Raw genomic sequence first — 13,483 nt, 5'->3', positions numbered from 1 at the left:
CATGGCGGGCGCGCAGGGGACGCCGGACAAAGCCGATGGTCTGAGCATAGGCTCCGCGATCCGGGATCGACGACGTGGCCTGGGCCTGACCCTGCAAGCCCTGGCCAACCGCTCCGGGCTATCCGTTCCTTTCCTGTCGCAGGTGGAGCGGAACCTCGCCCATCCCTCGCTACTCTCGCTTGAAGCCATCGCGCACGCCCTGGAGGTGGACGTCGATTACTTCGTCGGCGTACCCACACCAGGGCAGATCGTCTGTCGCGCCGATGAGCACGACCGGATCGACCTCGAGTCGCCCGTGGTCTACGAACGCCTGAGCGGGCGACATGCCGAGCGCAAGATGGAAGCGTTACGCCTCACCGTGCCGGCAGGGCTCGTGGCGCCGACGATCCACAGGGAAGGAGAGGGGTTCTGGTACCTCCTCAGTGGTTCGCTCGAAATGACGGTGGGCAGGAAGACGTTCGTGCTGCACGCGGGGGACAGCGCCCACTTCGACCAGCGGCATCCTTACAGCATGCGCAATGCAGGCAAGGACGAGGTTCGGATGATCTGGGTAGGAACGCCGGCCATCTTCAGGGACTGACCGGCGCCCTCACGAATACCCGAAGCTTATTTCGGGGCAAGCCGGTACAGGCCGCCGGGCTGCGCGTCTTCCAGCAGCCAGAGCGAGCCGTCTGGCGCTTCCTCGACATCGCGGATGCGCTTGCCGACGCTCCAGCGCTGTACCGCGGTGGCGCCGCCCTTGTCGTCGACGGTGACGCGAATGAGTCCGCTGCTGACCAGGCCGCTGATCAGCGCGCTGCCCTTCCAGTCCGGAAACAGGTCGCCCTTGTAGAACATGATGTTGCCCGGCGCGATCACCGGCTTCCAGTAGATGACCGGCTTGACGAGATCCGGGCGCGTATCCGGGCTGGGAATAGGCACGCCGTTGTAGTTGGCGCCGTAGGACACCAGCGGCCAGCCGTAATTCTTGCCACGCTGGATCAGGTTCAGCTCGTCACCGCCGAAGGGGCCGTGCTCGAGTTCCCAGAGCCGGCCATCGGGAGCGAAGGCGAGGCCGTAGGGTGTGCGATGGCCGGTGCTCCAGGTCTCGGCCGGCGTGAGGTTGGCACCCGGGAACGTATAGGTACTGACGACCGGCGCCGTCTTGGCGGCTTCGGTGTCGGCCGGCGGATCGATCAGGGGAATGGTCCGGGCGCCGACCTTGCCTGCCCACGGATTGCCCGGGGCGGGTTTGCCGTCCAGCGTAAGGCGGAGGATCTTGCCTTCGGGCTGGTCGGGATCCTGTGCCGGGGTGAAACGCTGCCGGTCGCCCACGGTGAGGAACAGGTACTTGCCGTCCGGTGAAAACGCGATCTGGGCGCCGGGCTGCCCACCCTTGCCGGTGGGCATCTGCTGCCACAGCACCTGGAAGCCTTCCAGTCGCGGCTGGTCGTTATCCAGGACCAGGCGGCCTCGCCCCATCGCCAGGCCGCCGCCGTAATCACCGGGGGCGACGTAGGTGAGGTAGACGTAGTGGTCGCTGGCGTAATGCGGCGACAGGAACACGCCCAGCATGCCGTTCTGGCCTTCGACGTAGCTGGTCGGAACGCCCTTGAGTTCGGTCTTGGCACCCTGCGGAGTCACCAGATCGACCCGGCCGACTTTTTCGGTGACCAGCATCCGGCCATCGGGCAGGAAGGCGATGCGCCAGGGCAGGTCGAAGCTGGCTACCTTCGTAACGGTGAAAGGGAGGTCGGAATCGGGCTTCTGTTCGCCTGCGTTGGTCTGTGCATGGGCAGCGGCGGCGGTGAGCAAGGCGCCGAGCAGGAGCGCGTTCTTCAGGTTCTTCATGGGCATGTTTCCTCGCGGCCGGCGTTCGCGCCCTGCCTGGGTGATTGCAAGGTTCAGTCTGCCATCCACCGATCTACAATGCATCTATTCCAGATGACGACGCACAGGACGATCACCGATGACGATCCCGGATGCTTCGCGCACCCAGGCAGGGCCTTCCACCAAACAGCATTTCCCGGCACTCGACGGCCTGCGTGGCGTTGCGGCCATCGCGGTGGTGGTCTTTCACTTCATGGAAATGGTGAACGGCGATTACAGCCAAATCTTCATCGGCCACGGGTGGCTGGCCGTCGATTTCTTTTTCTGCCTTTCCGGATTCGTCATTGGCTACGCCTACGACGACCGCATCGGATCGATGGGGGTCTGGGGCTTCTTCAAGGTCCGGTTGATACGCCTGCATCCGATGGTCGTGTTCGGCTCGCTGCTGGGCCTCGTCACGCTGTGCGCCAACCCTCTTCGCGTCGATCAGCTGCCCTACGATCCCGGTTCGCTCGCGCTTCTGCTACTGACGTCGATCTTCCTGATTCCTTATCCGACGATGCCGGAGGCCGGGTTCAGTCTCTTCGGACTGAATTCGCCCGCCTGGTCGCTGTTCTCGGAATACATGGCGAACATCGCTTATGCGCTCGTGCTGTGCCGATTGGGTCGCCGTTCGCTGAGCATGGCCACGGCAGCCGCAGCGATTGTTCTGTGCGTTGTGGGCTATCGCGAAGGTAACCTGTGGGGCGGCTTCAATGGCGACACGTTCTGGGTCGGCGCTGCTAGGGTGACGTTCTCCTTTCTCGCCGGCCTGCTGGTATACCGCCGGAAATGGCTGCTGCGGACGCGTCTTGGCTTTCCGGCACTGGCGTTGCTTCTGATCCTGCCGCTCGTCATGCCGTATGCCGACCGCGGGTGGATTCGCGAGGTCGTTGTGATCGTCCTCTATTTTCCGCTCATCGTGATGTTGGGCGCGGGGTCGGTGCTCGGCAGGCCGGCGGTGAGGTTCTGCAAAATTGCCGGGGAGATCTCGTATCCGCTGTACATGACGCACTATTCGGTCATGTATATCTTCGGCGATTACTATCGGTCGACCAAGCCGGACACCTGGGCATTGACGCTGGTGATCGGTGGAAGCGTGGTTGGCCTGATCGCTTTCGCGTACATGGTCATGAGGTACGTCGATCTTCCGTTGCGGCGATACCTGATGAACAGGGGCCAGTGATCGGCTGAGAGCAACAAGTTCGAAGCTTTTTCGGCAGGCGCACGTTTCCAAAAAACAGACGCGGAACGCCAGGTTGCGACGGCTAGGCATTATTCCGCAGCTTGGATCGCCAACTCGGCCGGCAGCACTTTCAAAAGTGCTGAATATGTTCGCGACATCATCTTTTTACGCGTAAAACGAAACTTTTTTCGTTTCCTGACGCATGGCGCGACGTCGATATTTCGTGGTTACATCCCGGCACACAGGGAGGTGGCACTTCAGGGCCGCATGTTATTTCGGAAACAACGGGGGGCCCGGATCATCCGGCTTTCACCGCTATACGAACTCGTTTCCACGGGAGAACAACGTGCCAGTGAACAACCTTTCCGTTGCTGTTCGACGCATCAAGCTCGCCATTGCCGCCAGCCTTGCCTGTGCAGCCTGCGTACCCGCCGCCTTCGCGGCACCTCTCGGCGATGACACGGCGCAAGCGCCGTCGATGGTGCTTCCGCAAGCCGTTCAGAGCTGGCACGAAGACATCACACGCATGTCGACGCCCTCCAACGGTTGCTTCCAGGCCACTTTCCCCAGCATGACCTGGGAAAAGACGTCCTGTTCGCAGGTGAGTCCATCCGTTCACCCGATGCCGCGCCGTGCCCAGGCTGTAGGGGCGTTTGCGCCGGCCTCGGGTGCGGCAACCACCGGTAACGGCAACGACTACGCCATCGCCACATCCAACCTGATCAGGAGCGCCACCGGAACCTTTCCGTCGGTCACCGGGGTGACCTCCGAGAGCAGCGTCGGAGTGGCGGCGTTCGGCAATGGCGGCATCCTCGGGCCCAACGAGTACACGCTCCAGGTCAACACGAATGCCGATCAGGCAACCTCCGCCTGCCAGAATCATTCTGGCTGCAGGAACTGGCAGCAATTCGTCTATGGCACCGACTACAGCACGCCGGGCCAGGCCCAGGCCTTCATCCAGTACTGGTTGATCGGCTACGGCAACACCTGTCCGAGCGGGTGGTTCGGCGGCGGCAGTGGCTCCTGCTACAAGAACAGCGCCGGCGTGACCGCGCCGAACGTTCCAGCGACCCAGCTGGCCAAGCTCAAGCTGACCGGAACCGCCACCGTCGGTGGCAACGACACCCTGGTCTTCACCAACGGTACCAAGGCGTACTCGCTCAGTGCCAGCGACAGCGTGCTGGGTATCGCCAGCGTGTGGGATCGGGCCGACTTCAACGTGAGCGGCGATGCGGGTGGAGCGGAAGCGGACTTCAACGCCGGATCGTCGATCACGGTAAAGATCGCCGCCGTCGATGGCACCACCGCACGACCGACCTGTGTGTCGAACGCCGGCACGACCGGTGAGACCAACAATCTGAATCTCGGTAGCTGCACGGCGAGCGGTGGCGCGTCACCGTCGGTCCAGTTCACCCAGTCGAACTAGGCGGCAGGTTTCCAGAGCCGGAAAAGCGCCGAAGGATCATCCTTCGGCGCTTCTTTTTCTACGACCAATCGATCAATTCGATTCGGTGAACTGAATGAACGGCGTGGCGCCTCCCGACGTGGTGCAACGACCCAGGGTGAGGTTGTTGTACTCACCCGTCGTGCCGCCGCCGTTCGGACCCAGGCAGCTCGGCGCCCGGGTCGAGCCGTCGTTCACGGCCAGTTTTACGGTGATGGACGAGCCGCGGTTGAAGTTCGCCGCGGGCGAATTCGACCCGTCGCCGACGACGTTGAACTCCGACGTGTTCCACGTCGAGGCGATCTGCAGCGTGCTGTCGCGCTGGCTGATGGCGTAGACCTTGGTCCCGTTCGTGAAGGTCACGGTATCGTTGCCGTTGGCGGTTGCCGAACCGGCGAGCTTGACGTTGGCCAGGCTGCTTGCCGGAACGTTGGGCACCGCGACGGCCTGGCTATTGGTGAAGCAGCCCTGGTACTCGCTGGTGTTGAAGGATTGCCAACCCCGCGGGCACGAGTCCCCCGGGCCAACGAACAGCCAGTTCTGGATGAAGACCTGCGGATTGTTGCTGCCGTTATCGGTCGAGTAGATGAATTGCTGCCAGGTGGAACAGGCGGCATAACCGTTGGCGGCGCAGTAGGGCGACGTATTGCCGAGGTTGACGACGTCATCGCTGGTGTTGGTGTTGAGCTGCAGCGTGTACTTGTTGGCACCCAGGGCACCCGACTCGGAAGTCACGCCCGTCACCGTGGGAAAGCTGCCCGTGGCCGAACGCGTGAGGCTCGCCGTTACCGCCGAATAGTCGACACCGGCGCCTGCCTTGGCGGATACCGGCGAACCGGAAAGGCTGGTTGAGCGGGTGACCCGCGACTGGCCGGCGGAAGTCGGCGACGGCGGGATCGAGCGGTAGTTGGGCGCTGCATTGCATCGCTCCGCGGTCCAGATGCGGCTCGGATAGGACACGCTCCAGCAACCTTCGGCCGGCGGGCCGTCCTCCTTGACCTGTTCATGCCAGGCCTGGACCGCCTGGGTCTTTGCGAGGGCCGCGATGTCCGTCTGCGCGGCGGTCGCCGCCGCGAACGGGACGCTGCCCAGGATCACGGTGGCGATGGCCGACGGAATGGCGCGCTGGATGTTCTTGATCGTCATTGTTGTCTACCCCTTGGAGTGGAAGGAAATTCAGAGGGGCGACGAGCATCGTCTGCGGAAGGATCAGCGGGACGCACCGATGGCCACTCCTTGACTACAACGCAGCCACGACCACATCCCCCCACCGTCGGCGACGGGAAGGCGGGGAAAACAGGACGCGCGTCACATGGGCGGCGCCGTACCGACGTCCGCAAGACGCTCGACGATCTTTCCGCCCTCGAGCTTGACGACACGGTCGGCCACGTGGAAATAGCGGTCATCGTGGCTGATCGCGATGACCGTCTTGCCACGTGCCTTCAGCTCGGGCAGCAATGTGCGATAGAAGTAGTCACGGAAGTGGGCGTCCTGGTCCGCCGCCCATTCGTCGAAGAAGAAGATTTCGCGATCCTCCGCATAGCATTGCAGCAAGGCCAGGCGCTTGCGCTGCCCTGTGGACAACGTAAGCTTCGACAACTCGCCCTGGTCAACCTGCACATGGGCACCGAGCCCGAGTGCCGTCAGCAATTGTCCGATACGTTGGTCGGAGAGGCGTCGCCCCGTCGCATCGATGACATGGGGAAAGAGGAAGAAGTCGCCGAAGACGCCCGTGAAACGCTCACGATAACGATGAACGTCGCCATCCAGGGGTATGCCATCCACCGTGACCCGCCCCGAGTGGGGTGCCAGCAATGAGCTCAGAACGAGCAGCAGTGTCGACTTGCCACTTCCGTTGCCACCGACGATGAACACCATCTCGCCACGCTTTACCTCCAGGTTCACCGGCCCCAGCGCGATGCGCGACTCGGCGTCGCCTGCATAGCGGTAAGAGACATCTTCCAGCCGGATGCACTCCCAGGTGTCGAGTGGCGCAGCCGCGGTGTCCGGCGTCCGCGCCGTGGTTTCGCGGGCGAGATCCAGCCCCACGCGCTGCAGGTGACGAAGGCTGGCCGTGCCCACGCCCACCTGCCGTGCCGCGCTCACGATGAACGCAACAGGGCCGCTGAGGAACAGTGCACCGATGACGAACGAGACAACCGTCGCCTGCGGCAGCGCCAACGCCGCGTAACCCAGGTAGACGATCACGAAGACCGAACCGTAGACCACCGCCGACGACCACGCCTCGTTGAAGCCCAGCCCGGTGTTTACCTGCACCGACAGGACACGGGCTCGCTGGATCGCTGGCCCCAGCAGCTCGTCGGCGACATAGGTCGCCCGGGACACGTTCAGCGTCATTTCCTTCTTGCCGTCGCTGAGGTAGCGAAAGTACTCGAACACCGTGTCGCTGGCGTCACGCAGGCGATCGAAGCGCTTGCGAAGGAAACGCTCCAGCGTGAGCGAGACCAGCAGCGTCGAGCAGAGGAAAGCGAGCAGGGTGCCTAGCAGCGGTAACGACACGCTCGCGAGATAGCCGGCGTACAGGGAAGCCAGCAAGACGTTGTAGGCGAGCAGGGGCGCAACCAGTACCAGCGGGGCGATGCTCGCCACGTCCTCGATCAGGGAGCCCACGATGGAATGCTTCGTGGTTGCTAGTGCCTCGTATTCGAGGTCGATGAACCGGTTCGAAAGGTCCACGCGCAACTGCGCCACAAGCGATGCGCCCAGGCGCGCCAGGATGAACTGCGACGCACCACTGGACGCCAGTAGCGCGAGGAGCCAGCCGATACCCGTGGCCAGTGGCCTCGCACCCAGTGCGAGAAGCCCTCCCGAGGCCATCCGATTGATGTGTGAAAGCAAGGCCATGGTCGATATCGCGCTCATCGCGGAGAGGACGACCGCGGCGACTAATGCAGGGCGATGCCGGCGGAGGAAACGCTTGAGAATCATCGACTCGTCCGGTGGAGGGAGACCGGGAAACCCGGCTCACCCGCGCACTGTCACACCTGGGATGCCCGCGTGTCCGTCGCGTTGGGCGCAAATTCGGCATGGTCAATCAGGCATGGTGTGGTTTTCATACAAGATGCCGCTTGACGACGCGCCTCATGGGCCTGTCGAAACGACCTTGCGTCGGCTTGTCCTGGCAACGCGGGAGACGTCACCGCTGAAGCGCCCGTGGCGGTGGGGTCGCTCCACATTCGGGCGCCTGCCTGTAACACATCGTGGAGTATCTCAATATGCAGACCGACAAGATCCTGGCTGGCTGGTTGAGTGGTGCCGATAGCGTCGATGGGTATGACAATCCGGCGGGCTCGCTTTATACCGAAGGACATGCAACCACCATCGCTGCGTTCACCAGTACCGATATCGCACTGGCTTCGAACTGCAGCTCCTGTACGGCCTCCCGGCCGGGTTTCTGCTGCTGACAGAGGGCGGTAACGATAGCCGTGGCCAACCCCCACGGCTATTTTTTTGCCAACGCGCGGAATCCTTCCATGGCCGACCCGCAGCCGAACGACACGTTCGCCCCGATCATCGCGTTCCTGACGGCCGACGTCAGGCGACAACTCGCCGACGAACTCGCCGCGCAGCCGGGCCTGAGCGCGGACGAGAAAGACATCTTCATCGGCAGCGCCGATCGCGCGCTGCTGGATAACGCGGCACGAAAACTCAATCGCGTCCTCCTGCTCGAACTGCACGCGGCGAAATTGTCCGGCGAACTGACCGCCAGCGATGAAGCGGCGAAGTTCGCGCAGTTCGTCGCCAAGGCCACGGGGGCCGACTTTCCCCTCGCGCTGCGACAACGCTATCCCGTCCTGGCGCCCCGCCTGGAACGCGCGCTGCGGCAGCAGGGCCGGGGCATCGTCACCCTCGCTTCCCGCCTCGCGGCCGACCGCGGCCGGCTGGCGTCGTTCCTCGGTCAGCCCATGGGCGAACTGCGCTCGCTCGACCTTGGCCAGGGCGATGTCCATGACGGCGGCCAAACGGTGGCACGCGTGGTCTTCACCGCCGGCACCGTGATGTACAAGCCGCGCTCGCTGCGCGTGGATGCCGCGCTGGAAGCCTTCCTCGAAAGCCTGCTCCCTGACGTTTCGCCACGGATCCGCGTACCAGCCGTCCTGGATCGCGGCGCCTACGGCTGGACAGGCTACGTCGAACACATCTTCTGCGCGGACGATGCGGAACTCGTCGCGTTCTACCGGAACATCGGTCACTGGCTGGCGGTCATGCGCCTGCTCGGCGGCACCGATATCCATCACGAGAACCTGATCGCCTGCGGTCCGGTGCCTTACGTGGTCGATGTCGAGAGCCTGTTCGTCACGGAGGAGACGGTGGCGCCGTCCGGGAAGGGCGAAGCTGTCGATCTGGCACAGGCCCTCATTCGCTCATCGGTCCTTCGCACGGGACTGGTGCCCTTCCGCGCCCCCGCGCTCGGCCTGGATGGCGTGGACATTTCCGCCATCGGCGCCTTGCAGGGCGAGCAACCCACCATACGTGGCCCGGAGATCGTCAACGCGGGCACCAGTGATGCGCGCGTCGGGCTCGTCGACGTGCAGATCGACGAGGCCAAGAATCATCCGTGCATCCATCCGGACATCTCGCGGTTCTGGGAGGATATCGTCGCCGGATTCCAGGACCTCACGACGCGCCTGGTCGACCTGCATCACGCGGGCACGCTCGCCGGGCGAGTCGCCGCGTTCAAAGGCAGCCGTATCCGCCGCATTCGTCGTCCAACCCAGTCGTATGTCGAAGTGATGCGCATGCTCTGGCACCCGGCGTCGCTGCACGACGAGCCCGCAGCCATCGCGCGTGCGACCGACCTGCTCGAACGTAACGCGGCCGTTTCTCCCGTCGCGCCCGCCGACGCCGCGGCCATCGCGGCCGAGATCGAAGACATGCGCCATGGCGATATTCCCGTGTTCGCCAACGTGCTGGAACAACCGCAGATCGACGACGTCTTCCGGGCGTGGCTCGACATGCGCCCGGAGATGGAAGAACTGACCATTCGCGGTGCGCTGGTGACCGCGCACCTCAACGTGCGCCTCAACGACGACAAGCGCTCACCCTACGACCTCTCCGCTCGCCATCCCCATGCCGACGACATCGACCGCCGGCGACGCGCGATGGCGAAGGAAACCGTCGAGCAGATGCTCCGACTGTCCGTACGCGGTCGGGACGGCACGATGACCTGGATCAGCCCGATCCTCGGGCGCAGCGGTTGGACAATGCGCACCCTGCAACCGAACCTCTACGTGGGCCTGTCGGGTATTGCGCTGGCCCTGGCCGGGTATGCGAGAGAGATGATGCTAGGGCGAGCCGACGCTGTCGAAGGCGTGACGGCGGCGCTCGACGGTGTGCTGCGTGTGCTGCGCAAGGCCGAGGACATCGACGAACCGGAAGCCATTGGCGGCTTCATGGGCCTCGGCTCCCAGGTGCTTACCTGGCTTACCCTCGACGGCCTTTGTCCGGATGCCGGCTTGCTAGCCAACGCCATCAAGCAGGCGTCCGTGATGGAACGCTGGGACATCGCGAACGAGCGGGTGCTCGACATGCTCGAAGGCGTGAGCGGCGCCATCGTCCCCCTGTTGCACCTGGCCGACACCACGGGTGATGCGCGCTGGCTGGCCCTGGCGGCACGCGCAGGCCATCGACTGGAAGCCACGGCCATCGTCGACGTGCGCGGCGCACGCTGGCCCGCCTCGATCTTCAGCGAACCCATCGGCGGGTTCGCCCACGGTGCGACCGGCACCGGCTGGGCCCTGGTTCGCCTGGGCCTCAGCCCGTCGGGCACGGCGGGCGATCGACAGCGTTGGCTCGCCCTCGCAGAGCGGGCTTTCGATTTCGAGGAATCGCTGTACGACGCCGAAGGCCGCAACTGGATCGACATCCGCAAACCCGACAGCCGCGACTTCGCCAACACCTGGTGCCATGGCAGCGTCGGGATCGGCTTGGCCGCGTGTGACCTTTACGCGCGTACCGGGCAGGCCCGTCACCTGAGCACGCTGGAGCGTGCGGTGCGCGCCGCCGTCCAGGGCGGATGGGGCTACAGCCACACGCTGTGCCATGGCGACCTGAGTACATGGGAACTGTTGATGCGAGCCCGCCGGATCGATCCCGGCCTGGTACCGCCGGAGGAACTGCCGGGTATCGCGATCATCCTGTCGAGCATCGAGGAACACGGCATCGTCGGCGGCTTGGCGCGTGACGCATTCACGCCGGGCCTGATGAGCGGCATATCCGGGTCGATCCACCAGTTGAATCGCATGCATCCGGCGTGCGATATCCCCTCGCCGCTACTTATGGAGTGCAGGGTAGGAGGATCTTGCTGAAAAATGGTAGAAGTGCCGAATATGGTCATTTCAATGCACGCTTTATTCGCTAGGACTTAATAGAAACAATGACTTAAACTTGGCATGGCATGTGCTTATCGAGTGAAAACTCGATGGATGGAACGTCATGTCGCTGTGGTCATTCAAGGGGGTATCGGGCGTCCGGCCCGACAAGGCGCGGCTTTCCGCCGTTACCTTGAACAACGTGATTCACCGAACCTGCCAGCAGGCGATCGCCGAGGATGCGCTTGCCCTGCTGGATGCGTACGCCGATCGTGATGTCGATGAAGTCCTGTTCCGTGCGGGACTCCTTTCGAACCTCGCCGAACAAATCCGCTGCATGTCACTTTGCGAGGCGTCCCAGGCACTGCAGGATGCCCCCGTCAGTGCCCGACGCATGGGAGGGGACAGGACCCTCTCGCGAGCCCTTGTCGAACGTGTCATCGCTACCGCCGCCGATGCCGTGACGACGATCGATGGGCGGTGACGCGGTCATGCGTGCGCTGCGCATCGTCCTGGCGTTAGGGCTCTGCCTGGGCGAAATCCAGGTAGCGACAGCGATGACCGCCGAGACGACCTGCCTGGCGTTTGTCACATCAGGCGCGTCGCTGGTTGTCGATCGCAGGGATACCCATGCCGTCGACCATTGGGACATCGTCTCCGTGCGGGGCGGAGCGCCGGGCTGTACAGCCTCCATTCGATCCGCGACCCAGGTCGGCACGCTTTCGATGGCGCCCTCGGGCATCCGACTTACCCTCGCCCATGCGACGAAGGGGCAGGGGTGGGTATGCGCGTCTCCGCACGAGGGTACGTCGGCCCCGGCGCGCATCGCGTGTTGGCCGACCGACGGGGTCGAGTAATCCGTCTTCGCTTTTTTTTGCTTCATCACCGGGCTTAAGCCCGACGTTCAGGGGACCCATCATGCGTTTTTCCGTTCGCGCAAAAATCTTTTCAGCCATGGGTATCGCCTTGGGGCTAATGCTCGTTCTCGGCGGGACAGGGCTGGAAGGTGTCAAGAAGGTTCATGTTCTCGCCGATGAGATGTACACGTCCAACGTCACCTCCATGATGCAGATCGCCGAAGTAAAGCAAGCGATCCTCAATGAACGCGTCGCGTTCCTGCGAGCCATCGTCGACCCGACCCTTGGCGGCATCGGTCAGCGTATTCATGCGGAGTCCGACAAGGAAGCCAAGGCATGGGCCCGGTACTATCCGGCCCATGTCAGCTCGACGGAGGAACGACAGGCCGCGGATGCGTATCTTGCCGAGCGCACCAAATCGTTACCCGTGGTCGAAAAGGAAATTTCGCTTCTCGAAGCGGGCAAGCTCGACGAAGTGCGGCAGCTGCAGATTCAGGTCGCCGGGCCGGCGCTGGGACGTCTGGCGGAAAAGATGGATGTCCTGGCAGGCATCAACGCCCGCCAGGCCGGAGAAGCCGCCACCTTCGCAAACGACAGCTACGTAAAAACGCGCAATTTGTCCGTTGTCGCGCTTGCCGTAAGCGTGATGACGCTTCTGGCCATAGCCATGATGCTGGCCCGCAGCGTGTTGATTCCGCTGGGCAAGGCCCGTGCGTTGGCTCAAGCCATTGAAGGTGGGCGCCTCAACAACGTTACGGTGGTATCGGGTAACGACGAGTTCACCGACACCTTGTTGGCCCTGGACAACATGGACAAACGGCTGGCCAGTATCGTCACCGACGTACGGCATATCTCTCAGGAAGTATCGTCGTCGGCAGGAGACATCGCCCAGGGCAACGACGATCTGTCGCAGCGAACCCAGGAGCAAGCCAGTTCGCTGGAAGAAACCGCCGCCTCGATGGAGGAACTGGCGTCTGCCGTGAAACAGAATGCCGACGGTGCCGAACAGGCAAAGCAGCTGACCCTTCGCGTGCGAGGTGATTCCGAGTTGGGCAGTCAGGTATCGGCAGAGGCCACCGAAGCGATGGCCTCCATCACGCAGGCGAGCAAACAGATCGGCGAGATCGTTACGCTGATCGACGAGATTGCCTTCCAGACCAATCTGCTGGCCTTGAACGCTGCGGTGGAAGCGGCACGCGCGGGAGACCAGGGCAGGGGATTCGCCGTGGTAGCCGCCGAGGTCCGGAATCTGGCCCAGCGAAGTGCGGCGGCCGCCAAGGACATCAAATCACTTGTCGTCTCCACCGTGGCCAGCGTGGATGTGGGCGCTACCCTGGTGGGCCGTACGGGGGCCGTGTTGAGCGAGATATCCGCCGGCGTGCGCTCGGTCAACGCCATTGTCGAGGAGATCGCAGCGGCGTGTCAGGAGCAGGCCGCCGGTATCAGCCAGGTCAACAATGCGGTGGTCACCCTGGATGATGTCACCCAGCAGAACGCAGCCCTGGTCGAAGAGGCCAGCGCAGCAAGCAAGAATGCCTCGGACCTCTCGCAGGAATTGCTTCGTAAGGTCTCGTTCTTCTCCGTGACTGGCGCTGCTCCATCAGTGCAGGCCAGGACGGAACCGCAAGCACCTGAAGCGCCCGTACGCCGATCCATGTCGGTCGTCATGTCTGCCATGGCGCCGCGCAGCCTTGCCGTCGCCGGCGGCGATCAGGGTATGTGGCGCGAGTTCTGATGAGGGGGGATGGGGCGCCCATGCATCGGCCTGGACCAGCGTTCGTCTTGGTCCCGGCCGATCCGCGGAAGCGCCTTTATG

At 63.6% G+C, this 13,483-nt stretch carries 11 protein-coding genes; 8 read left to right on the top strand and 3 right to left on the bottom strand.

Annotated elements, in window-relative coordinates; translation table 11 throughout:
- Position 1: 1 nt before the first annotated feature.
- Positions 2-580, top strand: a complete 579-nt coding sequence (locus tag FA89_RS14175) for a helix-turn-helix domain-containing protein (RefSeq protein ID WP_036141387.1) — start codon at positions 2-4, stop codon at positions 578-580.
- 26 nt (positions 581-606) lie between these two features.
- Here FA89_RS14175 and FA89_RS14170 read toward each other — a convergent pair whose 3' ends face one another.
- Positions 607-1,830 (bottom strand): PQQ-dependent sugar dehydrogenase, encoded by a 1,224-nt coding sequence (locus FA89_RS14170; protein ID WP_036141384.1) that lies wholly within the window; start codon positions 1,828-1,830, stop codon positions 607-609.
- Positions 1,831-1,948: 118 nt separating this feature from the next.
- Here FA89_RS14170 and FA89_RS14165 point away from each other — a divergent pair, with 118 nt between their 5' ends.
- Entirely contained in the window at positions 1,949-3,034 is a 1,086-nt protein-coding gene (locus tag FA89_RS14165) for an acyltransferase family protein (protein WP_036141381.1), read from the top strand.
- 346 nt (positions 3,035-3,380) lie between these two features.
- A complete protein-coding gene (locus FA89_RS14160; RefSeq protein WP_240003906.1) occupies positions 3,381-4,460 on the top strand; it encodes a hypothetical protein in 1,080 nt (359 codons plus the stop codon).
- Positions 4,461-4,532: 72 nt separating this feature from the next.
- Here the strand turns inward: FA89_RS14160 and FA89_RS14155 are convergent, their stop codons facing one another.
- On the bottom strand, positions 4,533-5,624 hold the full coding sequence (locus FA89_RS14155; RefSeq protein WP_051938800.1) for a hypothetical protein: 1,092 nt from the start codon (positions 5,622-5,624) through the stop codon (positions 4,533-4,535).
- A 162-nt stretch (positions 5,625-5,786) separates the two neighbouring features.
- A complete protein-coding gene (locus FA89_RS14150) occupies positions 5,787-7,427 on the bottom strand; it encodes a cyclic peptide export ABC transporter (RefSeq protein WP_081916617.1) in 1,641 nt (546 codons plus the stop codon).
- A gap of 287 nt (positions 7,428-7,714) precedes the next feature.
- Here FA89_RS14150 and FA89_RS14145 point away from each other — a divergent pair, with 287 nt between their 5' ends.
- The 5 genes from FA89_RS14145 to FA89_RS14125 all read left to right on the top strand — a co-directional run bounded on the left by FA89_RS14145 (position 7,715) and on the right by FA89_RS14125 (position 13,402).
- Complete coding sequence (locus tag FA89_RS14145) at positions 7,715-7,903, top strand: DUF6229 family protein (protein WP_036141379.1); 189 nt, start codon at positions 7,715-7,717, stop codon at positions 7,901-7,903.
- 69 nt (positions 7,904-7,972) lie between these two features.
- Entirely contained in the window at positions 7,973-10,807 is a 2,835-nt protein-coding gene (locus FA89_RS14140) for a type 2 lanthipeptide synthetase LanM family protein (protein WP_036141377.1), read from the top strand.
- Positions 10,808-10,934: 127 nt separating this feature from the next.
- Entirely contained in the window at positions 10,935-11,294 is a 360-nt protein-coding gene (locus FA89_RS14135; protein WP_036141374.1) for a hypothetical protein, read from the top strand.
- A 7-nt stretch (positions 11,295-11,301) separates the two neighbouring features.
- Complete coding sequence (locus FA89_RS20265; protein ID WP_185754376.1) at positions 11,302-11,667, top strand: hypothetical protein; 366 nt, start codon at positions 11,302-11,304, stop codon at positions 11,665-11,667.
- Positions 11,668-11,728: 61 nt separating this feature from the next.
- Entirely contained in the window at positions 11,729-13,402 is a 1,674-nt protein-coding gene (locus tag FA89_RS14125; protein WP_185754375.1) for a methyl-accepting chemotaxis protein, read from the top strand.
- The last annotated feature ends 81 nt before the right edge of the window (positions 13,403-13,483 follow it).

It is taken from the genome of Luteibacter sp. 9135, assembly GCF_000745005.1.
Lineage (GTDB): Bacteria > Pseudomonadota > Gammaproteobacteria > Xanthomonadales > Rhodanobacteraceae > Luteibacter.
Note: the sequence above shows the minus strand (reverse complement) of the source record. Positions and strands in the feature narration are given on the sequence as shown.

Bases quoted from the DNA above. Each gene is read 5' to 3' on its own strand.
- FA89_RS14175 (WP_036141387.1), top strand. From the start codon at position 2: ATGGCGGGCGCGCAGGGGACGCCGGACAAAGCCGATGGTCTGAGCATA.
- FA89_RS14170 (WP_036141384.1), bottom strand. From the start codon at position 1,830: ATGAAGAACCTGAAGAACGCGCTCCTGCTCGGCGCCTTGCTCACCGCC.
- FA89_RS14165 (WP_036141381.1), top strand. From the start codon at position 1,949: ATGACGATCCCGGATGCTTCGCGCACCCAGGCAGGGCCTTCCACCAAA.
- FA89_RS14155 (WP_051938800.1), bottom strand. From the start codon at position 5,624: ATGACGATCAAGAACATCCAGCGCGCCATTCCGTCGGCCATCGCCACC.
- FA89_RS14150 (WP_081916617.1), bottom strand. From the start codon at position 7,427: ATGATTCTCAAGCGTTTCCTCCGCCGGCATCGCCCTGCATTAGTCGCC.
- FA89_RS14145 (WP_036141379.1), top strand. From the start codon at position 7,715: ATGCAGACCGACAAGATCCTGGCTGGCTGGTTGAGTGGTGCCGATAGC.
- FA89_RS14140 (WP_036141377.1), top strand. From the start codon at position 7,973: ATGGCCGACCCGCAGCCGAACGACACGTTCGCCCCGATCATCGCGTTC.
- FA89_RS14135 (WP_036141374.1), top strand. From the start codon at position 10,935: ATGTCGCTGTGGTCATTCAAGGGGGTATCGGGCGTCCGGCCCGACAAG.
- FA89_RS20265 (WP_185754376.1), top strand. From the start codon at position 11,302: ATGCGTGCGCTGCGCATCGTCCTGGCGTTAGGGCTCTGCCTGGGCGAA.
- FA89_RS14125 (WP_185754375.1), top strand. From the start codon at position 11,729: ATGCGTTTTTCCGTTCGCGCAAAAATCTTTTCAGCCATGGGTATCGCC.